Annotated in this window: 21 protein-coding genes; 12 read left to right on the top strand and 9 right to left on the bottom strand. The window is 66.6% G+C overall.

Going from position 1 to position 22910, the window contains the following annotated elements; genetic code table 11:
• Positions 1-71: 71 nt before the first annotated feature.
• The 4 genes from WOC76_RS13650 (at position 72) to ligD (ending at position 4650) form a co-directional block, all read left to right on the top strand.
• A complete protein-coding gene (locus WOC76_RS13650; RefSeq protein ID WP_341106148.1) occupies positions 72-215 on the top strand; it encodes an oxidoreductase in 144 nt (47 codons plus the stop codon).
• Between the two features lie 10 nt (positions 216-225).
• Positions 226-1179 carry a tyrosine recombinase gene (locus WOC76_RS13645; RefSeq protein WP_341106150.1) on the top strand — a complete coding sequence of 318 codons (954 nt, stop codon included), beginning with the start codon at positions 226-228 and terminating at the stop codon, positions 1177-1179.
• Positions 1180-1275: 96 nt separating this feature from the next.
• Positions 1276-2190, top strand: coding sequence for a non-homologous end joining protein Ku (gene ku, locus WOC76_RS13640; RefSeq protein ID WP_341106151.1), 915 nt, complete (start codon positions 1276-1278; stop codon positions 2188-2190).
• Between the two features lie 3 nt (positions 2191-2193).
• A complete protein-coding gene (gene ligD / locus WOC76_RS13635; protein WP_341106153.1) occupies positions 2194-4650 on the top strand; it encodes a DNA ligase D in 2457 nt (818 codons plus the stop codon).
• 6 nt (positions 4651-4656) lie between these two features.
• Here ligD and hemW read toward each other — a convergent pair whose 3' ends face one another.
• On the bottom strand, positions 4657-5823 hold the full coding sequence (gene hemW, locus WOC76_RS13630) for a radical SAM family heme chaperone HemW (protein WP_341106155.1): 1167 nt from the start codon (positions 5821-5823) through the stop codon (positions 4657-4659).
• 97 nt (positions 5824-5920) lie between these two features.
• Between hemW and WOC76_RS13625 the strand changes: the two genes are divergently transcribed.
• The 3 genes from WOC76_RS13625 (at position 5921) to WOC76_RS13615 (ending at position 8031) form a co-directional block, all read left to right on the top strand.
• Complete coding sequence (locus WOC76_RS13625; RefSeq protein WP_341106157.1) at positions 5921-7174, top strand: SDR family oxidoreductase; 1254 nt, start codon at positions 5921-5923, stop codon at positions 7172-7174.
• The gene (locus tag WOC76_RS13620) at positions 7175-7642 is read left to right on the top strand and encodes a DUF2269 family protein (protein WP_341106158.1); all 468 of its coding nucleotides are present in this window, start codon (positions 7175-7177) and stop codon (positions 7640-7642) included.
• 98 nt (positions 7643-7740) lie between these two features.
• On the top strand, positions 7741-8031 hold the full coding sequence (locus WOC76_RS13615) for a GIY-YIG nuclease family protein (RefSeq protein ID WP_341431455.1): 291 nt from the start codon (positions 7741-7743) through the stop codon (positions 8029-8031).
• Between the two features lie 623 nt (positions 8032-8654).
• Here WOC76_RS13615 and WOC76_RS13610 read toward each other — a convergent pair.
• From WOC76_RS13610 to recQ, 5 genes are all read right to left on the bottom strand, one after another.
• Positions 8655-9887, bottom strand: a complete 1233-nt coding sequence (locus WOC76_RS13610) for a L,D-transpeptidase family protein (protein WP_341106160.1) — start codon at positions 9885-9887, stop codon at positions 8655-8657.
• Positions 9888-9927: 40 nt separating this feature from the next.
• On the bottom strand, positions 9928-10242 hold the full coding sequence (locus WOC76_RS13605) for a (2Fe-2S) ferredoxin domain-containing protein (protein ID WP_341106162.1): 315 nt from the start codon (positions 10240-10242) through the stop codon (positions 9928-9930).
• A 7-nt stretch (positions 10243-10249) separates the two neighbouring features.
• A complete protein-coding gene (locus WOC76_RS13600) occupies positions 10250-11053 on the bottom strand; it encodes a HEAT repeat domain-containing protein (protein ID WP_341106164.1) in 804 nt (267 codons plus the stop codon).
• Positions 11054-11080: 27 nt separating this feature from the next.
• A complete protein-coding gene (gene gyrB, locus WOC76_RS13595) occupies positions 11081-13513 on the bottom strand; it encodes a DNA topoisomerase (ATP-hydrolyzing) subunit B (RefSeq protein WP_341106166.1) in 2433 nt (810 codons plus the stop codon).
• A 240-nt stretch (positions 13514-13753) separates the two neighbouring features.
• On the bottom strand, positions 13754-15553 hold the full coding sequence (gene recQ / locus WOC76_RS13590) for a DNA helicase RecQ (protein ID WP_341106168.1): 1800 nt from the start codon (positions 15551-15553) through the stop codon (positions 13754-13756).
• Positions 15554-15684: 131 nt separating this feature from the next.
• On the opposite strand from recQ, the gene WOC76_RS13585 reads away from it, so the two are divergent.
• Positions 15685-16854 (top strand): zinc-dependent alcohol dehydrogenase, encoded by a 1170-nt coding sequence (locus tag WOC76_RS13585; protein ID WP_341106170.1) that lies wholly within the window; start codon positions 15685-15687, stop codon positions 16852-16854.
• A 36-nt stretch (positions 16855-16890) separates the two neighbouring features.
• Here the strand turns inward: WOC76_RS13585 and nusG are convergent, their stop codons facing one another.
• The 3 genes from nusG to WOC76_RS13570 all read right to left on the bottom strand — a co-directional run bounded on the left by nusG (position 16891) and on the right by WOC76_RS13570 (position 19683).
• A complete protein-coding gene (gene nusG / locus WOC76_RS13580; RefSeq protein WP_341106171.1) occupies positions 16891-17463 on the bottom strand; it encodes a transcription termination/antitermination protein NusG in 573 nt (190 codons plus the stop codon).
• 528 nt (positions 17464-17991) lie between these two features.
• Positions 17992-19116 carry a DNA replication/repair protein RecF gene (gene recF, locus WOC76_RS13575; RefSeq protein WP_341106173.1) on the bottom strand — a complete coding sequence of 375 codons (1125 nt, stop codon included), beginning with the start codon at positions 19114-19116 and terminating at the stop codon, positions 17992-17994.
• A gap of 15 nt (positions 19117-19131) precedes the next feature.
• The gene (locus WOC76_RS13570; protein WP_341106174.1) at positions 19132-19683 is read right to left on the bottom strand and encodes a DUF3124 domain-containing protein; all 552 of its coding nucleotides are present in this window, start codon (positions 19681-19683) and stop codon (positions 19132-19134) included.
• A gap of 183 nt (positions 19684-19866) precedes the next feature.
• On the opposite strand from WOC76_RS13570, the gene coaBC reads away from it, so the two are divergent.
• From coaBC to WOC76_RS13550, 4 genes are read left to right on the top strand one after another with little or no spacing between them, the layout of a single operon-like run.
• Positions 19867-21117, top strand: coding sequence for a bifunctional phosphopantothenoylcysteine decarboxylase/phosphopantothenate--cysteine ligase CoaBC (gene coaBC / locus WOC76_RS13565; protein WP_341106176.1), 1251 nt, complete (start codon positions 19867-19869; stop codon positions 21115-21117).
• A complete protein-coding gene (gene dut, locus WOC76_RS13560) occupies positions 21114-21575 on the top strand; it encodes a dUTP diphosphatase (protein ID WP_341106178.1) in 462 nt (153 codons plus the stop codon). The genes coaBC and dut overlap by 4 nt, the downstream gene beginning before the upstream one ends.
• A complete protein-coding gene (locus WOC76_RS13555) occupies positions 21572-22009 on the top strand; it encodes an RrF2 family transcriptional regulator (protein ID WP_341431454.1) in 438 nt (145 codons plus the stop codon). The genes dut and WOC76_RS13555 overlap by 4 nt, the downstream gene beginning before the upstream one ends.
• Positions 22010-22041: 32 nt before the next feature.
• On the top strand, positions 22042-22815 hold the full coding sequence (locus WOC76_RS13550) for an enoyl-CoA hydratase (protein ID WP_341106180.1): 774 nt from the start codon (positions 22042-22044) through the stop codon (positions 22813-22815).
• Positions 22816-22910: the final 95 nt, after the last annotated feature.

The following is a 22910-nucleotide window of genomic DNA, read 5'->3' as shown; positions in this document are numbered from 1 at the left end:
CGCTCCCGGTTGCATTCGGGCGCGCTTCGCGCGATAGACTTGGGCAGGGTTCTTGCTGACGAGTTCTTTCCTTGCCCAGTCTTCTCCGCTTTCTGGTTATTGTCGCGGCCATTGTTGCGCTCGCTTATGGCGCCATGATCGCGGTCGTCTCTTTCGTGACGCCGCAGCCGCGGGAAATGACCTATACGATTCCGGCCCAACGCCTCAATAAATGAGGCGCTGGCCATGATGCCGCCCGCCGCCCGCCAACTCGACGCATTTCTCGACATGCTGGCGGCGGAGCGCGGCGCCGCGCGCAACACGCTGGACGCCTACCGTCGCGACCTCTCGGATTACACCGGCTTTCTTTCACGGCGCGGGCGCGCTCCGGGCGACGCCGCGACAGATGATTTGCGCGCCTATCTCGCGGCGCTCGACGCCCACGGCATGTCGACCGCCACGGTCGCGCGGCGCCTCTCCGCGCTGCGGCAGTTCCACAAGTTCCTCTATGTGGACGGGCATCGGGCCGACGATCCTGCCGCCGCGCTGGAGGGGCCGAGGCTGACGCGAGACGCGCCCGGCGTCATGTCGATCGACGAGGTGGAGCGTCTGCTCGCCGCAGCCCGCGAGGGGCTCGACGACGAGAAGCGTCCCTTGCGCGAGCGGCTGCGCGCCGCGCGCCTCCATGCGCTGCTCGAAACGCTCTACGCGACCGGCCTGCGCGTCTCCGAGCTCGTGTCGCTGCCGAAAAGCGCGGCGCGGGCGCGCGACGCCTTCATCACCATCAAGGGCAAGGGCGGCCGCGAGCGGCTCGCGCCGCTCACCGGGCGGGCGAAGCGCGCCATCGCGGATTATCGCAAGCTTCTGGAGGCGGTCGCTCCGGTTCTGGCCGAAGGCCCGTTTCTTTTCCCGGCCGACAGCGACAGCGGCCATCTTACCCGCCAGGCATTCGCTCGCGAGCTGAAAACCCTTGGCGTCGCCGCAGGGCTTACCGCCGCCGAGGTCCATCCTCACGCCCTGCGCCACGCCTTCGCCAGCCATCTCCTGCAGAACGGCGCCGACCTGCGCGTCGTGCAAGAGCTTCTGGGTCATGCGGACATCGCCACCACCCAGATTTACACTCACGTCCTCGACGAGCGGGTTCGCGCCATGGTGCGCGACCTGCACCCGCTCTCCGACCCGCCCGCCAAAAGCCGATAGGCCCGCCGTTCTGGCGTTTTTTGCACAGGGGACTGCGCCCTTCCTGCCGTCGCCTTATGTAAGGACGATCCCGAGCAGCGCGTGCAGGAGCGAGTTATGGCCGAGTCGGCGCGCACCTTCTGGAAGGGCCATTTGCGTCTGGCCCTCGTCTCCATCCCCGTGCGTCTGGTCGCGGCGGAAAAGGCCGAGTCCGAAATCCGCTTCCATCAGCTGGACCGCAACTCCAAACAGCGCATCCGCTACCTCAAGATCGCGCCCGGCAAGGGCGAGGTGAAGAAGGAGGACATCGTGCTCGGCTACGAGGTCGAGCCCGGCAATTACGTCTTCATGGAGGATGAGGAGCTCGACTCGCTGAAGCTCTCCTCCCGCCACACGATCGAGCTGTCGCAATTCGTCGACGCCGACGAGATCGAGCCCGTCTATTACAATCGCCCCTATTACGTGTTGCCGGACGGCGAAGTCGCGGAGGAAGGCTATCGCGTGCTGCGCGATGCGCTGTGGGCGAAGCACAAGGTCGGCATCGGACAGCTCACCCTGAGGGGCCGCGAGCATCTCGTCGCGCTGTATCCAACCGGCGAGGGGCAGGGGCTCGCACTCGATACGCTGCGCTACGAGAGCGAACTCAAGGACGCCGACGACATTTTCTCGAACATCGGCCGGGAGAAGCCGCGCGAGGACATGGTGCAGATGGCGGAGGATTTGATCGAGCGGCGCAGCGAGCCCTTCGACGCCGCCAAATTCCGCAATCATTACGCCGAGGCGCTGCGCGATCTCGTGAAGGCGAAGCTCGGCCGCGGGGAGACCGTGCCGGTCGAGGAGCAGGTCGAGCCCGGCGCCAAGGTGCTCGACTTCATGGAGGCGCTGAAACGCTCCGTGGCCGCGAGCGGCGGCGGCGAGGCCCCGCCCGAACCGCCGAAGAAGGGGAAGCCGCCGGCTAAAGAGACCGCGGCGACGCCGAAAACGACGAAGCCCGCGAAATCGGCCAAAGCGCCCGCGCGGCGGCGAGCCTGATGCATGCCGGCGCGCGGGCGGCAGACGGACGACGGCGCGCTCGCCGCCTATCGCGCCAAGCGCAATTTCGCCGTGACGCCCGAGCCGCAGGGCGGCGTCTCGCAAGGGCAGGCTCCGCGCCTCGTCGTGCAACGCCATTTCGCGCGGCGCGAGCATTTCGATCTGCGCCTCGAGATGGACGGCGTATTGAAGAGCTGGGCCGTGACGCGCGGCCCTTCCACCAATCCGGCCGACAGGCGGCTCGCCGTCCGCACTGAGGACCATCCGCTCGATTACGGAGATTTCGAGGGCCTGATCCCCAAGGGCGAATATGGCGGCGGCACGGTGATGCTGTGGGAGGATGCGACCTATGCGCCCATGAACGGCGACCCGCTCGCAGCGCTGGAGAGGGGCGAGATCAAGTTTCGCGCAGATGGCGAGAGAATGCGCGGCGGCTATGTGCTCGTGCGCATGAAGCCCAGCGACGGGCACGAGAACTGGCTCCTGATCAAGGAGCGCGACGAATGGGCCGAGCCCGAGGAAAATCTCGTCGAGCACTATACGACGAGCGTCGCCACCGGGCGCACCCGCGAGGAAATCGAACGCGGCGCCAGGGCGAAGCGTCGCAAGACGCCGGCCGCCCGCGCCAGGGCCGCCTATTGGTCCGAGACGCCCATCGCCAGCGCGCCGACGCCGAAATTCGTCCTCCCGCAGCTCTGCGAGACGGCGGAGACGCCGCCCGTGGGGGCCAACTGGATTTTCGAACTCAAATACGACGGCTATCGCCTCGAACTGGCGACGGGCGCGGATGGCGCGGTCGTCTATACGCGCTCGGGGCTCGACTGGACGAACCGCTTTCCGGGCCTCGCCCGCGCCGCCTTCGCGCTTCCCTGCCGCAACGCGCTTCTCGATGGCGAGGCGGTCGTCTTCGACGAGAAGGGGCTTTCCGATTTCGCCATGCTGGTCTCGGCGCTGGAGGCAGGCCGCGCCGAGCGGGTGGAGTTCGTCGCCTTCGATCTGCTCGCGCTCGACGAGAAGAATTTGCGAAGCAAACCGTTGCGCGAGCGCAAGGCGCTCCTGAAAAAGCTGCTCTCGGGCGCCTCGGGCGCCATCCGTTACGGCGATTACATCGAGGGTGACGGCGCCGCCGTCTTCCGGCAGGCGACGCAGGCGGGCGCGGAAGGGATCATCGCCAAGCGCGCCGCCGCGCCCTATCGCAGCGGGCGCTTCGCCGACTGGCTGAAGATCAAGGGCGATTTTCGCGAGGATGTGGTCATCATTGGCTATCGGCTGTCTGAGAAGGGTGAAAGCTTCGCCTCGCTCGTCGCCGCCAAGGAAACGCCGGAAGGGTTGCGCTATGTCGGCCGCATCGGCACGGGCTATGGCGCGCAGACGCGGAGCGCCCTGGAGCCCTTGCTGGCGAAGCGCGCGGGGAGCCGGCCGCCTTATGCGGTCGCGGCCTCCGAGCTCATTCCAAAGGGCGTCGTCTTCATCCAGGCGCCCTTTCCGGCGGAAGTGCGTTTCGGGGGCTGGACCATGGACGGTCAGATGCGGCAGGCGCGATTTCTCGGCGTGCGCGAGGACGTGAAGGCGAAGACGGCGGCCTCCGCCGAGGCGCCGAAGCTTGCGCGCATCACTCACGCCAGCCGCGTCGTCTATCCCGACGACAATATTACAAAGGGCGAAATCGCCGCCTATTACGACGCCGTGGCGCCGCGCATGGCGCCACATCTGGCCGACCGGCCGATCAGCCTGCTGCGCGCGCCCGATAACATTGGCGAGCTGTTCTTCCAGCGCCACCCGCTCAAGGGCATGAGCAAAGGAATTCTGAAGGTCGAGGACGAGGGCGGCGAGCCCTACATCGCGCTCGACGGCGCGCTCGGCCTGCACACGGCGGCGCAGTTCGGGGCCATCGAAATCCATGGCTGGATGTCGCTGGCGCGCGATCTCGACCGGCCCGACAGAATGGTCTTCGACCTCGATCCCGACGAGGAGCTGCCCTTCCGCGAGGTGCGAAAGGCGGCCGCGGACATTCGCGATTATCTCGCGGAGATCGGCCTCGAAAGCTGGCCGCTCGTCACTGGCGGCAAGGGCGTGCATATCGTTTTGCCGCTCGACGGCTCGCTCGCTTATGCCGAAACGGAAGTCTTCGCCGCCGGCTTCGCGCGCGGGCTGGCGCGGCAGGAGCCGAAACGCTTCGTGGCCAATATGAGCAAGCGGCGCCGCGAGGGGCGCATTTTCATCGACTGGCTGCGCAACAAGAAAACGGCGACGGCGATCCTGCCCTGGTCGCTCAGGGCGAGGCGGGGTGCCACTGTGGCGACGCCATTGTCATGGGAGGCGCTGGAGTCGGTCGACAGCGCGAGCGCCTTCGACATCCGCAGCGCCCTCGCCGTGAAAGACTCGTGGCGGGGCTTTTTCAAAACCCGCCAGACGATCCCCGCCGGCGCGCTGGCCTTCATGCGGGACAGGATGGCCTGACCGCGGTCAGGCCGCCAAATCGGCCACCACGGCGTCGAGAACAGGGAAGCCTTCGGAACTCACCCGCAGCCGGTTCTCGCGGGTCAGCTCCACGAGGCCGTCGCCCACGAGTTCGCTGATGCGCGACTGGGAGAGTTTCTTGCCGGTGAGCAGGAAATAACGCTGCGGGTCGATCCCCTCGCGCAGGCGCAGGCCCATCAGCAGGAACTCGTCGCCTTCCTGCTCGGCGTTGAGCAATTCGTCCTCGACGAGGCCGTGGCCTTCGGTCTCCACGCAGGTGAGCCACATTTCCGGATGACGCTCGCAGGCCATGGCGCGGCGCCCGCGCGAGGTCACGATGCGGCCATGCGCGCCGGGCCCGACGCCGGCATATTCGCCATAGCGCCAGTAAACGAGATTGTGCCGGCATTCCGCGCCGGGGCGCGCGTGGTTCGACACCTCATAGGCGGGCAGGCCGTGGCGCGCGGTGATCTCCTGCGTCACGTCCCACAAGGCGCGCTGGGTTTCGGCGTCGGGGATCGTCATCTTGCCGGTGTTGACCATGCGCTCGAACATGGTGTCCGGCTCGATCGTGAGCTGGTAGAGCGAGACATGCTCGGGCGCGCGGGCGAGCGCGAGATCGAGCTCCTTGCGCCACGCCGCCGGCGTCTGGCCAGACCGGCCGTAGATCAGATCGAAGGAGGTGCGGTCGAAGACCGAATTGGCGATGTCGACCGCCATCAGCGCCTCGGCGACCGAATGCTGCCGCCCGAGCCCCTTGAGGTCGATGTCGTTCAGGGCCTGAAGGCCGAGCGAGACGCGGTTGATCCCCGCCGCCTTGAAGCCCTTGAAGCGGGACGCCTCGACGCTCGTCGGATTGGCCTCCAGCGTAATCTCGACATCCCTGGCGAGGGTCCAGTGGCTGGCGATCTGCGCCAGAATCGCTTCGACCGTCGAGGGCGACATCAGCGACGGCGTGCCGCCGCCGAAGAAGATCGAGCGCACCTCCCGCCCCGGCGCGAGGCTCGCCCGATGCGCCAGCTCCACCGCGAAAGCCTCGACAAAGCGATCCTCGTCCACGTCGCCGCGGCGGACGTGGCTGTTGAAGTCGCAATATGGGCATTTCGACAGACAGAACGGCCAGTGCACATACACGCCAAAGCCGGGGTCGAAAGCATTCCGAATCGTCGCCATGGTCTCCTATATCGCACGAAATCGCGGAAAAATCGCAGGGCGAAGCGGGGGCGACCCCTATATGTCCGCCGAGGACGCTTTTGCGGGAGGCGCAGCCTTGGCCCGGTGTCTCATCGTCGGCGGAACCGGCTTCATCGGGCGCCATATCGCCGGCCGGCTTGCGGCGGCAAGTCATTCGGTGATGGCGGCGGGGCGCGGGGACATTGACATCGCCCGCGACTTTCCCGCTCGCCTCCGGGCGAAGGTCGCGGGCTTCGACGTCGTCGTCAATTGCGCCGGCCTCGTGCGCGACGAGGGCGCGAATACCATGGACGCGGTGCATGCGGAAGGCGCCATGCGGCTGTTTTCGGCCTGCATCGGCGCGGGTTTGGCGCGCTTCATCCATATCTCGGCGCTGGGCGCGACGGCGCAGGGCGAGACGGATTACCAGCGCAGCAAGGGCACGGCGGAGGCGTTTTTTCTGGACGCCGACCCGCATGGCGAGCGCATCGACTGGCGCGTGCTGCGGCCGTCTGTCGTCGTGGGGCGGGGTGGGGCGAGCACGCGCTGGCTCCTGGCCGCCGCGGCCCTTCCCGTCTTGCCGCGCATCGGACGCGACGACTGGAAGTTCCAGCCGGTTCATGTGGATGACCTCGCCGAGTTGGTGACGCGGCTCGCCGAAGGCGCCGAGTCCGCGCGCATGATCGACGTGGTGGGACCGGAGCCGATGACGGCCTATGAGCTGGAGCGCATCCTGCGCAACTGGCTGCGCCTGCGCCCGACGGGTTCTGTGCGCATCCCGGACCGTCTGTTCGAGATCGCGACCGAGATCGGCGGGCGCTTCACCAGCGGGCCGCTCAATCCCGACGTCATGAAGATGCTGGCCGGCGGCAATGTCTCCGATCCGGCCGCGCTGACGGCGGCGCTGGGGCGTCCGCCGAAAAGCATCCGGACCGCGCTCGCCGAGGAGCCGGCCTCCGACGCCGACCGCCTGTCGGCGCGGCTCTTCTTCCTGAAGCCCGTGCTGCGCTGGAGCCTGGCGATCCTGTGGATCGTGACCGGACTCCTGTCCTTCGGTCTCTATTCGGTCGACAAGAGCTACGACTTGCTCGCCGCCATCGGACTCACGGGGCCGGTCGCCTCGCTGGCGCTCTATGGCGGCGCGGCGCTCGATTTCATTCTCGGCCTCATCCTGCTGCGCGGCTGGCGCCCGGCGCTGATCGGCTGGATCCAACTGGCGAGCATGGCGGCCTTCACCCTGCTGGCGATGGGCCTTCCCGGCGAATACTGGCTGCATCCCTTCGCGCCGATTTTGAAAAACCTGCCCATCGCGGCGGCGATCCTGGTGATGATCGCAATGGAGGCCGACTGAATGGACGTCACGCTTCTCAAGTGGATTCACATCATCAGCTCCACGGTGCTGTTCGGCACCGGACTGGGGACGGCCTTCCACGGGCTCGCCACCAATCTTCGCGGCGATCTCCGCGCCATCGTCGCAGGCGACAAGAATGTCGTGCTCGCCGACTGGCTCTTCACGACCCCCGCGGTCATCATCCAGCCGGCGACAGGCGTGGCGCTCGCGCTCGAAGAGGGCTGGCCGCTCGACAGCCATTGGATCCTGGCCTCGGTCGCGCTCTATATTTTCGTCGGCGCCTGCTGGCTGCCGGTGGTGTGGCTGCAAATGCGCATGGCCAAGATCGCCGAGGCCTGCCTCGAAACCGGCGCGGAACTGCCCGCGCAATACAGTCGCTACTTTTGGTGGTGGTTCGCCCTGGGGTGGCCGGCCTTCATCGCGATGTTGTTCATTTTCTGGCTGATGGTGGCGAAACCGCAGTTCTGACGGCGAATTGCGTGGGTGGCCGGGACGAGCCCGGCCATGACGGGAGGGGAGGGCGCACCACTGCTTGCCACAACAGACTTTAGCTATACAATTCGAGAATGCGCGGGAGCTGGGTTTACATTATGACCAATCGCTCGAACGGGACGCTTTATCTCGGCGTCACGAGCAACCTCGCGCGACGCGCCTGGGAGCACCGCGAGGGCGTCATCGAAGGGTTTACGAAGCGCTATGGCCTGAAACGACTCGCTTGGTACGAACCCCATGACGACATTCGCATCGCCATCCAACGCGAGAAGACAATGAAGCACTGGCCTCGCGCGTGGAAGGTGCGGCTCATCTTGGACATGAACCCATCGTGGCGCGACCTGTACCAAGATCTCGCGAATTAGAGGGCGGTTCTCTCCGCGTCATGCCCGCGCTTGTCGCGGGTATCCACGGGCCGCGTGAGTGAGCCCTCCGGCGTGGGTGGCCGGGACGAGCCCGGCCATGACGGGAGGGGAGGGCGGTTCTCTCCGCGTCATGCCCGCGCTTGTCCCGGGCATCCACGGGCCGCGTGAGGGCGCCGTCCGGCGTGGGTGGCCGGGACCAGCCCGGCCATGACGGGAGGGAGGGCGGCTCTCTCCGCGTCGTGCCCGCGCTTGTCGCGGGCATCCACGGGCCGCGTGAGGGCGCCGTCCGGCGTGGGTGGCCGGGACGAGCCCGGCCATGACGGGAGGGAGGGCGGCTCTCTCCGCGTCATGCCCACGCTTGTCGCGGGCATCCACGGGCCGCGTGAGGGCGCCCTTCGGCGTGGGTGGCCGGGACGAGCCCGGCCATGACGGGAAAGGAGGGCGGTTCTCTCCGCGTCATGCCCGCGCTTGTCGCGGACATCCACGGGCCGTGTGAGGGCGCCCTCCGGCGTGGGTGGCCGGGACGAGCCCGGCCATGACGGGAGGGAAGGGCGGCTCTCTCCGCGTCGTGCCCGCGCTTGTCGCGGGCATCCACGGAACCAGCTCCGCCATGATGCAGAGTCTCACCGCAGCGCAACGGCGCGCCCGTGCGGCGGTGGCTTCGCGCCTTTGTCGAGGCTGTAGATGTCCCGGCGAAACTGCGCGGGTCCGTCGTCCGTGGCCCAGCCGGTCATGTAAACCCAGGCCACTGTCGTCGGATGATCGAGCCTGATCTTTTCCGTGCGGCCCTCTTCGACTTCGTCCCGTAGCCCCGCCTCGTCCCATTTGTGGGCGCCATCATTCAGGAGCCAGGCGGCGAGGTCGTAAACGCCCTCGACGCGCACGCAGCCATGGGAAAGGAATCGATAGTCTCTGTCGAAAAGGTCTTTCCTCGGCGTGTCGTGCATGTAAACGGCGTCCTTGTTCGGCATGGACAGACGAAGCGAGCCCAAAGCATTGTTCGGGCCGGGGTCCTGCCGGAAAGTGAAATGCGCCGCGCGCGCCGCGGACAGGCGCCGTAATCGCCTCGGGTCGACCGCGTGCCCGCGCCCATCGAATATTCTGATGTGCTCGTGCGCAAGATAGTTTGGATTGCGTTTCAGCCTGGGCGCCAGCTCCTTTCGGATGATCGAGGCTGGCACGGTCCAGGTGGGATTGATATCGACGGAGTCGATCCGCGCCGTGATCTGCGGAGAAGGATGGCGCTTGCCGCCGACGATTGCGTCGTAGCGGGCCTGCGTCTCGTCGTCTTCGACAGCCTCGACGGCGGCGGCGGGGAGGTTGACGGCGACATAGCGCTCGGGGAAGCGAAACCGCATTCTGGACAGACGCCCGGCCGTCGCCGCGAGGGCGCGTGCGCGCGCAGCGGGCGAAACATTCAACTGGAGTAACGTCTCGCGCGAGACTTCGCCCGTCTGTTCGAGCCCGACATGCGCCTGGAAGCGTCGCACGGCGTCCGTCAGATCATCGTCCCAGCGCGGATCTTCATCACGCGCCTGATCCTGCGGCAGATAGCCTTCGATCGCGAGCCTTCGGCGCAGCTCGGCGACCGGCGTGCCATGCGAGTCGGGGCCGAGCGGCCGCCGGATATGCGGCCAGCCGCCCAACGCCGCAATATCGGCGTAGCGCCGCGCGGCCTCCAGCGTCGCGCGCTCGGTCTCGGGCCCATAGCTCGGGAGCGCCCGCGACGGCTTTTCCGTCTCTCTTGCCTCCGGGGGCGACGCTTCGGCGCGTTCCGCGAAGACCGGGGAGAGGTGTAGGGAGAAAATGGCGGCCGCCGCCAGCCGGAAGGCCGCGGCGCAAGACTCTGTTCTCATGGAGGCGCTCCGCCGGCGTATCGCGCCGGCCGTCGCGGTTTTATCTAGCGCCTCTCATTATGACGGGAGCGGCGGCGCGTAATTTTTGCCGCGCCAGCTCGCCTTCTATGTCTCGGAGCAATTGGCCGATGTCGGGGCCGGAGCGCGCCTCGCCGGAGGGCTCCAGCCTCACCACGGGATCGCGGGTGCAGAGCCGGAGGCAGTCGCGCGTCGCGAGTTCGAGCCGCCCTTCGGCAAGGGCCTCGGAGAAATTCTCCTTCAACGCCGTCTCTGTCTGCGCCAGCAGGGCGCGTCCGCGTCCCTCGGCGTCGCAACGCGGGCCGACGCACACGATCAGGCGGATGGGTCCGCTCATGCTCCTGCTATTGCCAACTCGGCGCAATCTCGCCGCGAAAACGCTGGCGGAGCGCCCTGGCGTAGTCTTCTCCGACCCAGCCGCGCGGCTCCTTTGACAGCGACAGCAACGCGCAGGCCGCTTCGATGAGTTTCGGCTCGGGATCGTCCTGCGCCTCCGGCCACTCGAGCGCCTCGATCAGCAGCGGGAGGACGCGGGCGTCGTGGCGCTTTGCAAGACCGGCGATGGCTTCGAGGCGGACATTCTCGAAAGAATCGTCGAGCCGCCGCGCAAGCGCGTCGCGAACGCGGGCCGAATCGAGATCGCCCCAGACGCCGAGGCTGAAGGTCGCCCAGTCGCGCACATCTTCGTCTGAGTCGGACATGAGCAGCATCAGCCCCGGATGGCTGGCGGTGTCCTGAACGAAGCAGCCGAGCGCGAAGGCGACGGCATGGCGCAGCACGGGGTCTTCGTTTCCGATGAACCGGTAGATCACGGGGAGCGCGCGCGAGTCCTGGATATGCCCGAGCGCGACGAGCGCGGAGGCGGCGGCGCGCGGGTGCTGTTCCCCGAGCAGCAATTCGATGAGCAATTCGCAGGCTTCGGTCGGAGACTCGTGCGCGCGGCCGGGGCCGACGCCGATCTGCCCCAGAATGTCCGCCGCGCGCGCCCGCTCCAGAGGCCGCGCCGATTTGAGCCACTGCGCCGCCCTGCCGAAGACCTCACGCCCGCCCTGGGATCGCAGGGCGTTGACCGCCTCCCAAGCGCCGTCGTCGTCGTAATCGCAGGCGAGCGTGCGCTCGAAAAGTATTGAGAGGTCTTCTTTCTTCATGGCCGAAACCGGCGGCCCACGCCGCCGTCACACGTCTAGATTTGCGACATTGAGAGCATTCTCGTGGATGAATTCGCGTCTGGGTTCGACGACATCGCCCATGAGCTTCACGAAAATATCGTCGGCCTCGGCCGCTTCCTTCACGCGCACCTGAAGCAGCGAGCGCGCCTCGCGGTCGAGGGTGGTTTCCCAAAGCTGCTCGGCGTTCATTTCGCCGAGGCCTTTGTAACGCTGGAGCGTGAGGCCCTTGCGCCCGATCTGGCTCATCGCGTCGTAGAGAGCGATGGGGCCGGACAGCGGCGCCTCGTCTCCGCGGCGGACGAGCGTCGCCGGCGCCGAGAAGACGTCGCGCAGGCTCTCCGCGCGCTCGTGGAGCTTGCGGGCCTCGGACGAGTTCAGCATGGCGGCGTCGAGGACGACCGCTTGTGTCACGCCGCGCAGCGTGCGCCGGACGACATAGCCGCCGTCGCGGACCTCGCCCGTCCAGCCCCGTTCCGTCTCTTCGGCGATGGCGTCGAGGCGCTGCGCGACCAGCGCCGCAAGGCGCGCCGCCTCGCCCTCGTCGGTCTGGGGCGCGAGCGCGCCCGCCATGGCGGCCTGCTCCACGACGCTGCGGTCGTAGCGCGAATGCAGATTGCCCATGATGGCGCGGAAGGCGCGCGCATCCTCGAGCACCTTGCGCAGATCGGCGCCGGCGCGGTCTTCGGTCCCCGTGCGCAGCACGGCGCCGTCGAGCAGGCTGTCGATGAGGTAGTCCTCGAGGGCGCGCTCATCCTTGAGATATTGCGTCGATTTGCCCTTGGTCACCTTGTAGAGCGGCGCCTGGGCGATGAAGACATGGCCGCGCTCGATCAGCTCCGGCATTTGCCGGTAGAAGAAGGTCAGGATCAGCGTGCGGATATGAGCGCCGTCGACGTCGGCGTCGGTCATGATGATGATCTTGTGGTAGCGCAGCTTGTCGGCGTTGAATTCGTCGCGCCCCACGCCCGTCCCCAGCGCGGTGATGAGCGTGCCGATCTGCTCCGAGGACAGCATCTTGTCGAAGCGCGCGCGCTCGACGTTGAGAATCTTGCCGCGCAACGGAAGAACGGCCTGAAAGGCGCGGTCGCGCCCCTGTTTGGCGGTGCCGCCGGCCGAGTCGCCCTCGACGATGAAGAGTTCCGCCTTGGCGGGGTCGCGCTCCTGACAGTCGGCGAGCTTGCCGGGAAGGTTCGCCACGTCCAGCGCGCCCTTGCGTCGCGTCAGCTCGCGCGCCTTGCGCGCCGCCTCCCGCGCGGCCGCCGCCTCCACGACCTTGGAGACGACGTTCTTCGCCTCGGCCGGATGCTCTTCGAGCCACTGGCCGAGCACTTCGTTCATCACATTTTCGACTGCCGGACGCACTTCGGACGACACCAGCTTGTCTTTTGTCTGTGAGGAGAACTTAGGGTCCGGCACCTTTACGGACAAGACACAGGTGAGCCCCTCACGGCAGTCGTCGCCCGAGAGATCGACCTTTTCGCGCTTGGTGAGGCCGGAGGAATCCGCATAGCCGGTGATCTGGCGGGTGAGCGCCGCGCGGAAGCCCGCGAGATGCGTGCCGCCATCGCGCTGGGGAATGTTGTTCGTGAAGGCCAGCACATTCTCGTGGTAGCTGTCGTTCCACCACAGCGCGACCTCGACGCTGATGTGATCGCGCTGGCCCTTGATGAGGATCGGAGCCGAGACGAGCGGCTGCTTGGCGCGGTCGAGCCAGCGCACGAACGCCTCGAGGCCGCCTTCGTAGAAGAGTTCCTCGCGCTTCACCTCGGCGTGGCGTGCGTCGGTGAGGATGATGCGCACGCCGGAGTTGAGGAAGGCGAGTTCGCGCAGCCGGTGCTCGATTGTGGCGTAATCGAATTCGACCATGGTGAAGGTTGCGGGCGAGGGCAGGAAGGTCACTTCCGTGCCGCGCTTGGGCGCCCCGTCCTCGATGGGCGCGTCGCCGACGACCGCGAGCTTGCCGACGGCGTCGCCGTTCGCAAACTCCATGTAATGCTCCTTGCCGGCGCGCCAGATGCGCAGCTTCAGCCACACGGAAAGCGCGTTGACGACCGAGACGCCGACGCCGTGCAGGCCGCCGGAGACCTTGTAGGAATTCTGGTCGAACTTACCGCCGGCATGGAGCTGGGTCATGATGACCTCGGCCGCCGACACGCCTTCTTCCGGGTGGATGTCGGTCGGAATGCCGCGGCCATTGTCGGTGACGGTGCAGGAGCCGTCCGCGTTCAGCGTCACGGTGACGCGCGTCGCGTGGCCGGCGAGCGCCTCGTCGATGGCGTTGTCGACGACCTCGTACACCATGTGATGCAGGCCGGTGCCGTCATCCGTGTCGCCGATATACATGCCCGGACGCTTGCGCACGGCGTCGAGGCCGCGCAGCACCTTGATGGATTCGGCGCCGTATTCCGAAGCGTCCCTGGCCTTGTCGTTCTCGCTCATTTCACCCGCTTTTCCGGAGGCTTGGCCTCATGATTCGTACAGCGCATTTTAGGCTGGATTGCAAGCCAAATGCACGCGGGAGAAAGAATTTTCTGTGTTTACAAACGCCTGATTGTAAACGGGGTTTTTGTTCCCAGCGTGCGCGTTCCCTACTATGGCAGCAGCGCGGTTGCGAGCGTTTTTATTTCGACGCGGAAATTGGCGCCAGCGGAAGCGATCGCCCCGGAGAGCGGAAACGCGTCATTGCAGCGCCTCGTTCAGCGCGTCCAGAAAGGCGTCGCCGTAGCGCGCGAGCTTTCGTTCGCCGACGCCATGCACGCGCAGCAGCTCGTCGAGCGTCGCGGGGCGCGTTTCCGCCATGTCGATCAGCGTGCGGTCGGCGAAGATGACATAGGCCGGGACGCCTTCCTCCTGTGCGAGTTCGCGCCGCTTGCGCTTGAGCGCGGCGAGGACGCGGTCCGTCGCTTCGTCCAGGCTCGGCGCCTCCTTGCGGCGGCGCTCGCGCGGCGTCAGCGGATCGCTGCGCAGGAGGATGGTTTCGCGGCCGAAGAGGATATCCTCCCCTCGCGGCGTCAGCGCGAAGCCGCCATGCTCCGCGCTCGCCGTTTGCAGCGCCCCCGCGGCGAAAAGCTGGCGCAGGATCGAGGCCCATTCCTGCTTGCTGTGCTCCTTGCCGGCGCCGAAGGTCTTGATGGCGTCGTGGCCATGGCGGCGCACGGCCTCGGTCGCGTCGCCCATGAGCACGTCCGCGATATGGCCGGCCCCGAACCTCTGGCCGGTACGATAGATGGCCGAGAGCGCCTTTTGCGCAGGAATGACGCCGTCGAAGACGGCGACCTTGCCCTGGCAGACGTCGCAGCGCCCGCAGCCCGGCGCCTCCTCCGCGAAATAGGCGAGGAGCGTCTGGCGCCGGCATCGCGGCGTTTCGCAGAGCATGGCGAGCGCCGAGAACCGCGCGTGCTCGATGCGGCGGCGGTTCTCGCCGATCTCCTTCTCGTCGATGCGGCGGCGGCGGAAGGCCATGTCGTCGAGACCGTAGAGCGTCAACGTATCGGCGGGCAGGCCGTCGCGGCCCGCGCGGCCGATCTCCTGATAATAGGCTTCGACGGAGGAGGGCATGTCGGCGTGCGCCACAAAGCGCACGTCCGGCTTGTTGACGCCCATGCCGAAGGCGATGGTCGCGACGGCGACGACGCCGTCCTCGCGCAGGAAGCGGTCCTGATTGCGGTTGCGCGTCTCCTGATCGAGCCCGGCATGATAGGGCAGGGCGTCGTGGCCCTGGTCGAGGAAGTAGCGCGCAAGGTCTTCGGTGCGCTGGCGCGAGGAGCAATACACGATCCCGCTCTCGCCCTTGTGGCGCTCGAGAAAGCGTGACAGCTGCCGCCTCGGTTGATCCTTCAGGACGAAGTTCAGCGCGATATTGGGGCGGTCGAAGCTGTGCAGGAAGAGCTCCGGCGGCGAGGGGAAGAGACGCGCCGCAATGTCCGCGCGCGTCGCGGCGTCGGCCGTGGCGGTGAGTCCAATCACCTGCACATTGCCGAGCGCCTCCGCCGCGCGGCCGATCTCTCGATATTCGGGCCGAAAATCGTGCCCCCATTCGGAAACGCAATGCGCTTCGTCGATGGCGAGCCGCTGCGGCCTTGCGCGGCGCAGTTCGTTGATCAGCCCATCCATCAGAAGGCGTTCCGGCGACACGAACAACAGGCGCAGCTCGCCCGCGCGCAAGGCGCGGCGCGCGTCGTCGTTCTCCTCGCCGCTGTTCATGGAGTTGAGCGTCGCGGCGGCGACGCCGAGCGCGCGCATCTGCTGGACCTGATCGCGCATCAGCGCGATCAGCGGAGAAACCACCACCGTCGGCGCCTCCTCGATGATCGCCGGCAGCTGATAGCACATGGATTTGCCGCTTCCCGTCGGCATGACGGCGAGCACCGGCCCGCCATTCAGCACGGCGGCGATGATCTCGGCCTGGCCGGGCCGGAAATCGTCGTAGCCGAAGACGGATTTGAGCAGCGCGCGCGCCTGCGGAGGGAGTGAGGCCATGTGTGTGGCATAGCACAGGCGCGAACCGGGCCATACCTTGTCTGCGCGGCCGCCGGGGAACGATCGCCAGCCGGATACGTTGATCACAAAAGCCGCGCATCCTCACGCGTTCGGACGGATTGGAGCTGTGCATGAAAGCGCTCACCTTTCACGGGAAGGGAGACATTCGCTGCGAGAGCGTTCCCGATCCGGGGATAGAGGATCCGCGCGACGTGGTGATCAAGGTCACGGCCTGCGCCATCTGCGGGTCTGACCTTCACATCTATGACGGCGTGATTCCACAGATGCACGACGGCGACGTGCTCGGCCACGAAACAATGGGCGAAGTCGTCGAGGTTGGCTCGGCCGTGAAGAATCTGAAGGTCGGCGAGCGCGTCGTCGTGCCGTTCACCATCTCCTGCGGGGAATGCTGGTTCTGCCAGCATGGCTATTATTCAGCCTGCGAGCGCACCAATCCGGACCACAAGAAGGCCGAGACGCTCTGGGGCCATTCGCCTGCCGGGCTTTTCGGCTATTCGCATTTGCTTGGCGGCTATAGGGGCGGCCAGGCGGAATATTTGCGCGTGCCTTTCGCGGACTCAGGGCCGATCAAGATTCCAGAGTCGCTATCAGACGATCAAGCGCTCTTTCTGTCGGATATTTTTCCGACAGGCTACATGGCCGCCGAATTTTGCGACATCAAACCCGGCGACACGATCGCCATATGGGGCTGCGGGCCCGTCGGCCAGTTCGCGATCCGAAGCGCCTTCATGCTTGGGGCCGAACGCGTCATCGCCATCGACAGCGTGCCGGAGCGGCTGGCGCTTGCGGAAAAGGCTGGCGCCGAGACGCTCGATTTCCACAAGGTCGATATTTACGACTCGATCCAGAGCATGACCAATGGCCGCGGCGCCGACGCCTGCATCGACGCAGTCGGCACGGAGCCCGATCCGACCGCGAGCCTGGATTCTATGGTGGACCGTATGAAGGTCGCAACCTTCCTCGGCACCGACCAGCCGCATGTGTTGCGACAGGCGATTCACTGTTGCCGCAATTTCGGAACGGTTTCGGTCGTTGGCGTCTATGGCGGCTTCATCGACAAATTTCCGATGGGCTCGGCGATCAATCGCGGTCTGACTTTCCGCATGGCGCAGACGCCCGTGCAGCGTTACCTGCCGCGTCTGCTGGAGCGCGTCGAAAGGGGCGACATCGATCCCTCCTTCGTCGTCACGCATCGCGCCGCGCTCGAGGAAGGGCCGGAGATGTACAAGATGTTTCGTAATCACAGGGACGGCTGCATTAAAGTGATGTTGCAGCCCTGACAGGCCATCAGCGCGGCGCTCGCGCCCTATACTAATTCAGGCGCGCTCGAGGACGCACCGCTCCATGGTCGTGAGGACCTCGCCGCCCATGATCTCAAGCAGCACCCGCACGCGGCCTTTGTCATCGAGGTTGACCAGTTGCCCCATGGCCTGCGCCAGTGGCCCGGAGATTACTCTTACCTTCTCGCCTTCTCGCAGATCCCTACCCAGCGTGCAGAGACCCTGTTCATCGACGCAGTCCAGCAATGTCTCCACGACGCCTTCAGGCACCGCCAAGGGATAATCCCGCCCCATCACCAGGCGCGAGACGCCGCTTGTGCCATTCACGCTTCGCCAGCGATCCCGCTGCAGATCAAGGATGAGGAAGAGATAACCCGGAAAAACCGCGCGACGCACCGTTTTCAATTTGCGTGCATGGCTCACTGTTCGCAAAGACACAGGCAGGAAGGTTCGGAAGCCTTGCGCATTCAGGTGCAACAGGGCGCCGGTCTCGCGATTGGCCAGGGTTTGCGCAGCGTACCACCGTTCACCCTCTCTCAATAGCTTCGCAGTCGGCTTACGTCTTGCCGCTTGTTCCGCAGGGGTAAATCCCACTTGGACGTAATTCACGCTCGCTCCTCTCTCCAAGCCAAGTCTCAGCTGCCTGCTAATTTCACCAGCTCAGGAGCCTTTCGAGTCATGATGCAGCTTTCCTTCCATCGAGATTGCAAGAAGCAGTTTCCTTGTCGCCAATAGCGCCGGCGGGCGCGGCCCCATCAAGCGACAAGGGCCGCGAGGTCAGCATGTTCGTCTATCGCCGTCGCATACGCTAACCGTAGCAATTTTGCCAAGCCGCAAGGCTTGACCTTTGCAATATTGGCCAGCGCTCCAAGCCTCGGCATAAATGATATTTTCCGAAATGTTATTTCTATTCCGCTTCTGAGACTGTCACGACATCGCCTGTTGTGCAATCGTACTTTGTCGGAATTTGCGTCTCTCGCGCATATAGCCTTGTCTTTCGACGATCTTATTTTCACCTAACGCCGCGACAAGCTGGAGCGTGGCTGAAATGCGACCCTCGTCACGGCGCATCGGCGGCCTCGACTCTGATCGTCGATCGAAAAAACCATCACTGCCCGGGCAAGGTGCGAGTGAACTTCAAAACGTCGCGGCGGCGAGCTTCCCCGGCGTCACCTGCAACAGTTCCGCGCGACCGTTCAAAGAGGCGAACAGCAGCGGATCGGCGCCGCTCATCCAGACCTGTCCGCCGAGCGCCTCGAGCTCGCCGAACAGGGCCTCGCGCCTTTTCGGATCGAAATGCGCCGCCACCTCGTCGAGAAGCAGCAAGGGAGCCTTGCCGGTCATCTCGCCGACAAGACGCGCATGGGCCAGCGTGAGGCCCATCAGCAGCGCTTTCTGTTCGCCCGTCGAGCAGTCGCGCGCGGCCTCGTACTTCGGACCGTGGCGCACGGCAAGGTCGCTCGTCTGCGGCCCTGTGAGCGTGCGGCCGGCGGCGGCGTCGCGGCGTCGCGTCGCCGCAAGCTTCTCGCGGAAATGCTCTTCGACGGCGAGCGCGGGCGCCTCGGCGAGCATGTTCTCCATCTCGCCGTCAATCGCGATTTCAGCCCAGGGGAAGGCGCTCTCTCGCGCGACGATCAGGGCGCCCAGCCGGGCGACAGTCTCGCGCCGGGCGGCGGCGACGGCCACGCCGAGCGCCGCGATCTCCTGTTCGGCGGCGTCGAGCCAGCGGCGATCCGGGACGCCGTCCTCCAGCAGACGGTTGCGATTGCGAAGCGCGCGCTCCAGCCGGTTGACGCGCGCGCCATGGTCCGCATCGACGCCGAGCGCCAGGCGATCGAGAAAGCGCCGTCGCTCGCCGGCGGGGCCGTTGAACAGGCCATCCATCGCGGGCGTGATCCAAAGAAGGCGCAGATGTTCCGCGAAGGCGCGGGCCGAACCGACCGGCGCGCGTTCGATGCGAAACTGGCGTTCGCCGTCAGGCGTCAGCCCATGGCCAAGCTGGATCGGCGCGCCGTCGGTTTCGAACTCCGCGGACACCGCGAAGCCGCCGGCGCCGCCGCGTCTTGCGCATTCGCCGAGTTCCGCGCGGCGCAGGCCCCGGCCGGGAGAAAAGAGCGACAGCGCCTCCAGCACATTGGTCTTGCCCGAGCCGTTCTCGCCGATCAGCGCCACGAGCTGCGCGTCGATCTCGCACCGCGCCTGCGCGTAGGAGCGAAAATCGAAAAGCGAAAGGCGCCGCAGGCGCGGCGCGGGCAGGGTCATCGGCGTGTCAGACCGTCATTGCGGGCGGGACACGCGCTTGCCGGGCGAGAGAAAGCTGTAGCTGCGCGTGCCCACGAAAGAGGCCATGACCGCATCGACCACGGGCTCGTCCGCTCCGGCGGGGGTCGCCCAGTCAACGGTGAAGCTTGCGCCGACTCCGGCGCGCACGTCGTCCTGCGCGATCGTGACCTGCATGGAGGCATAGGGCTTCAGATAGATCGGCGTCGAAAGATAGCTCTCGACGAGCTGTCCTGCGCCGCTTCGGTAGTCGATCTGCTGCACGGCGAGCACATTGGTCGCCGAGGTATTGTGGATCGAAAGCGTTCCAGAGAAGTTGAGCCGCGTCACGCCGCCCTGGCCGATGAGCGTCGAATGCAGCGGCACGAAGGTGCGCCCCTGATTGACGAGCTTCTGCTCAGGCGCCGGCGCCGTCGCCTCCGCGCTGACGATGACGGCCGGCTGCTCCCTGTCGCGCGAATGCGCCGCGCTTCCAGTGAACGAGACGGCCAGCGCCGCGCAAAGCGCAGGCAGGGGCCGGCTTCCGTATAGAATTCGAGTGCAGTTCATCGGGGAGGGCCTGAGGGCAGGTCGTGGCGCCGGAAGGGCGATTGTGAGATTAATCGCCTCGGCGCCAAAGGTCCAATCCACAGGCCGCCCCCCCGCGCAACCCATCGCCGCTTTGGCGCCGCGCCCAAAATCTGTATTCTCCGCGCCCCAGGGGTGAAAAAAAACGCGCCCGGCGAGGTTAAATTGACGCAAAGCCTTGACGGCAAGACCATTTTGCTGATCGTCGGCGGCGGGATCGCAGCTTATAAGTCGCTCGATCTCGTGCGGCGGCTGCGGGAGCGCGGCGCGCGCGTGCGCGTCGTCATGACCGCCGCGGCCAAGGAATTCGTCACGCCGCTCGCCTTTGCCAGCCTGTCCAACGAAAAAGTTCACGACGACCTCTTCTCGCCCACTGACGAGCAGGAGATGGGGCACATCCAGCTGTCGCGCGCGGCCGATCTGATCGTGGTCGCGCCGGCGACGGCGCATCTGCTCGCCCGCGCCGCGCAGGGGCTTTGCGACGATCTCGCCACCACGCTTCTGCTCGCCACGGACAAGCGCGCGCTCTATGCGCCGGCGATGAATCTGCGCATGTGGCTCGCGCCCGCAACGCAACGCAATGTGGCGGCGCTGAAACAGGACGGCGCTCTTTTCGTCGGGCCCGAAGAGGGCGATATGGCCTGTGGCGAATATGGACCCGGCCGCATGAGCGAATCGCTCGACATTGTCGCCGCCGTGGAGACGGCGCTGAGAGCCGACGCGCGCCTCCCTCTGCCGGCGCAGCGCAAGGGCCCGCTCGCGGGGCGGCATGTGATCGTGACCTCCGGTCCGACGCACGAGGCCATTGATCCCGTGCGCTATATCGCCAACCGCTCATCGGGCAAGCAGGGCCACGCCATCGCCGCCGCCGCCGCCGCCGCCGGCGCGCGCGTGACGCTCGTTTCCGGGCCGGTGTCGCTGCCCGATCCGAAAGGTTGTGATGTGGCGCGCGTCGAAAGCGCCCGGCAGATGTTCGCCGCCGTCGAGGCGGCTTTGCCCGCCGATGTCTTCATCGGCGCCGCTGCCGTCGCCGACTGGCGCGTCGAGGCCGCGTCGCAAAAGATCAAGAAAGAGCAGGGCGTGGCGGCGCCGAGCTTTTCGCTCGTCGAAAATCCGGACATTCTCGCAAGCGTGGCCAAGGCGGGCACGGCGACGCGCCCGCGTCTCGTTGTCGGTTTCGCCGCGGAAACGCGGGACGTGATCGCCCATGCGCGCGAGAAGCTCGATCGCAAGGGCTGCGACCTCATCGTCGCCAACGACGTCTCCGAAGGCGCGGGGGTTTTTGGCGGCGACGCCAACGAAGCGCATCTTGTCTCCCGCGGCGGCGTCGAGAGCTGGCCGCGCATGAGCAAGGAGGCCGTCGCCGAACGCCTCGTCGCCCGAATTGCCCGAATCTTGAGTGAGGCCGCGCCATGAAGCTTTCCATCCGCCGTCTCTCGAACGGCGAGGGCCTGCCGCTTCCGGCCTATGCCAGCGACGGCGCCGCCGGCCTCGATCTCTATGCGGCTCTGCCTGCCGGACAGAAGCTCGTGCTCGAGCCGGGTGCCCGCGACCTCATTCCGACGGGCGTGCAGATCGCGCTGCCGTTAGGCTATGAGGCGCAGCTGCGGCCGCGCTCGGGACTGGCCGTCGAATACGGGGTCACGGTGCTCAATGCGCCGGGCACGATCGACAGCGACTACCGGGGCGAGGTGAAGGCGCTGCTGATCAATCACGGCGGCCAGCCCTTCGAGATCACGCGGGGCATGCGCATCGCGCAGCTGGTCGTGTCGCCGGTCGCCCACGCCACTCTGCTGGAATGCGAGGAGCTCGACGAAACCGCGCGCGGCGCGGGCGGTTTCGGCTCGACCGGGCTCGGAGAAGGCCGCGAATGAGGCTTCTGCCACGGCCCGCGCGCTTCGCCTTGATGGCGACGCTCGACGTTGCGCTCCATGCGCGCGGCCGGCCGGTGTCGTCGAAAGAGCTCGCGGCGCGTCATGATCTGCCGCCGCGCCGGCTGGAGACGCTGCTCCAGACGCTCGTGCGCGCGGGGATTTTGAAAAGCGTGCGCGGTCCCGCGGGGGGCTATGAGCTCGCGCGCGAGCGGCGCCGCCTTTGCGTCGGCGAGATCGTGCGCGTCGCTTTGCGGGCGGAGGAGGAGGCCGATCAGGCGCCGGCGCTGCTCGTCGCGATTCTCGAGCCTCTGATCGCGGAAGCCGAGGAGGCGACGCTGGCCCGGCTCGACGAGATCACGCTCGAGGACCTCTATGCGCGCGCTGTCGCGCAAGGATTTGGCGAGAAACAGCCCACGACGGATTTCGAGATCTAGGGCGCCGCGCGAGGCGCGTTCAGGAGGCCATGATGAGCTATGACACAATCGAAGTAGAGACCCATGGCCGCGTCGCCCTGCTGCGGCTCAACCGGCCACAGGCGCTCAACGCGCTGAACGCGCTGCTCATCAGCGAGATCGATTGCGCGCTCGCCGGCTTCGAAAAGGACGACGGCGTGGGCTGCGTCGTCATCACCGGTTCCGAAAAGGCCTTTGCCGCCGGCGCCGACATCAAGGAAATGGCCGACAAGAGCTTCGCCGACGCATTCTTGAGCGACTTCATCGGCCGCTGGGACACGGTCGCGCGGTTCCGCAAGCCGACCATCGCCGCGGTGGCGGGCTTCGCTCTGGGTGGAGGCTGCGAACTCGCCATGATGTGCGACTTCATCCTGGCGGCCGATACGGCCCAGTTCGGCCAGCCCGAGATCCGGCTCGGCGTGATTCCCGGGGCCGGCGGCACGCAGCGCCTCACCCGCGCCATCGGCAAGGCCAAGGCCATGGATCTGATACTCACCGGCCGGATGATGGGGGCGGAGGAGGCCGAACGCGCGGGGCTTGTCGCGCGGATCGTGCCCGCCGCCGATCTGGTCCCGGAGGCGCTCAAGGCTGGCGCGGCGATCGCAGCCATGTCGCTGCCGGCGGCGCTCATGGCCAAGGAGGCGGTCAACGCCGCCTTTGAGACCACCCTGACCGAGGGCGTGCGATTCGAGCGGCGGCTCTTTTATTCTCTCTTCGCCACCGAGGACCAGAAAGAGGGCATGGCCGCTTTCGTGGACAAGCGCAAAGCCGCCTTTCGCCACCGATAGGAGAACGGGCGGCGGCCTCAGCATTGACGAAACGGGGCCTCCCGCCTATAAGGCGCGCGACGTGGCCGCGAATTCGCGGCCGCAACGGTTTCTGG

It is taken from the genome of Methylocystis sp. IM3 (assembly GCF_038070105.1).
Lineage (GTDB): Bacteria > Pseudomonadota > Alphaproteobacteria > Rhizobiales > Beijerinckiaceae > Methylocystis.
The sequence above is the reverse complement of the archived record's forward strand: the minus strand, read 5'-3'. Positions and strand labels throughout refer to the sequence as shown.

Excerpts from the sequence above, each read along its gene's own strand:
- dut (WP_341106178.1), top strand. The coding sequence starts at position 21,114 with ATGAAGCTTTCCATCCGCCGTCTCTCGAACGGCGAGGGCCTGCCGCTT.
- WOC76_RS13610 (WP_341106160.1), bottom strand. The coding sequence starts at position 9,887 with ATGAGAACAGAGTCTTGCGCCGCGGCCTTCCGGCTGGCGGCGGCCGCC.
- WOC76_RS13615 (WP_341431455.1), top strand. The coding sequence starts at position 7,741 with ATGCGCGGGAGCTGGGTTTACATTATGACCAATCGCTCGAACGGGACG.
- WOC76_RS13600 (WP_341106164.1), bottom strand. The coding sequence starts at position 11,053 with ATGAAGAAAGAAGACCTCTCAATACTTTTCGAGCGCACGCTCGCCTGC.
- ku (WP_341106151.1), top strand. The coding sequence starts at position 1,276 with ATGGCCGAGTCGGCGCGCACCTTCTGGAAGGGCCATTTGCGTCTGGCC.
- WOC76_RS13605 (WP_341106162.1), bottom strand. The coding sequence starts at position 10,242 with ATGAGCGGACCCATCCGCCTGATCGTGTGCGTCGGCCCGCGTTGCGAC.
- ligD (WP_341106153.1), top strand. The coding sequence starts at position 2,194 with ATGCCGGCGCGCGGGCGGCAGACGGACGACGGCGCGCTCGCCGCCTAT.
- WOC76_RS13570 (WP_341106174.1), bottom strand. The coding sequence starts at position 19,683 with ATGAACTGCACTCGAATTCTATACGGAAGCCGGCCCCTGCCTGCGCTT.
- WOC76_RS13585 (WP_341106170.1), top strand. The coding sequence starts at position 15,685 with ATGAAAGCGCTCACCTTTCACGGGAAGGGAGACATTCGCTGCGAGAGC.
- hemW (WP_341106155.1), bottom strand. The coding sequence starts at position 5,823 with ATGGCGACGATTCGGAATGCTTTCGACCCCGGCTTTGGCGTGTATGTG.
- recQ (WP_341106168.1), bottom strand. The coding sequence starts at position 15,553 with ATGGCCTCACTCCCTCCGCAGGCGCGCGCGCTGCTCAAATCCGTCTTC.
- WOC76_RS13620 (WP_341106158.1), top strand. The coding sequence starts at position 7,175 with ATGGACGTCACGCTTCTCAAGTGGATTCACATCATCAGCTCCACGGTG.
- recF (WP_341106173.1), bottom strand. The coding sequence starts at position 19,116 with ATGACCCTGCCCGCGCCGCGCCTGCGGCGCCTTTCGCTTTTCGATTTT.
- WOC76_RS13645 (WP_341106150.1), top strand. The coding sequence starts at position 226 with ATGATGCCGCCCGCCGCCCGCCAACTCGACGCATTTCTCGACATGCTG.
- WOC76_RS13550 (WP_341106180.1), top strand. The coding sequence starts at position 22,042 with ATGAGCTATGACACAATCGAAGTAGAGACCCATGGCCGCGTCGCCCTG.
- gyrB (WP_341106166.1), bottom strand. The coding sequence starts at position 13,513 with ATGAGCGAGAACGACAAGGCCAGGGACGCTTCGGAATACGGCGCCGAA.
- WOC76_RS13555 (WP_341431454.1), top strand. The coding sequence starts at position 21,572 with ATGAGGCTTCTGCCACGGCCCGCGCGCTTCGCCTTGATGGCGACGCTC.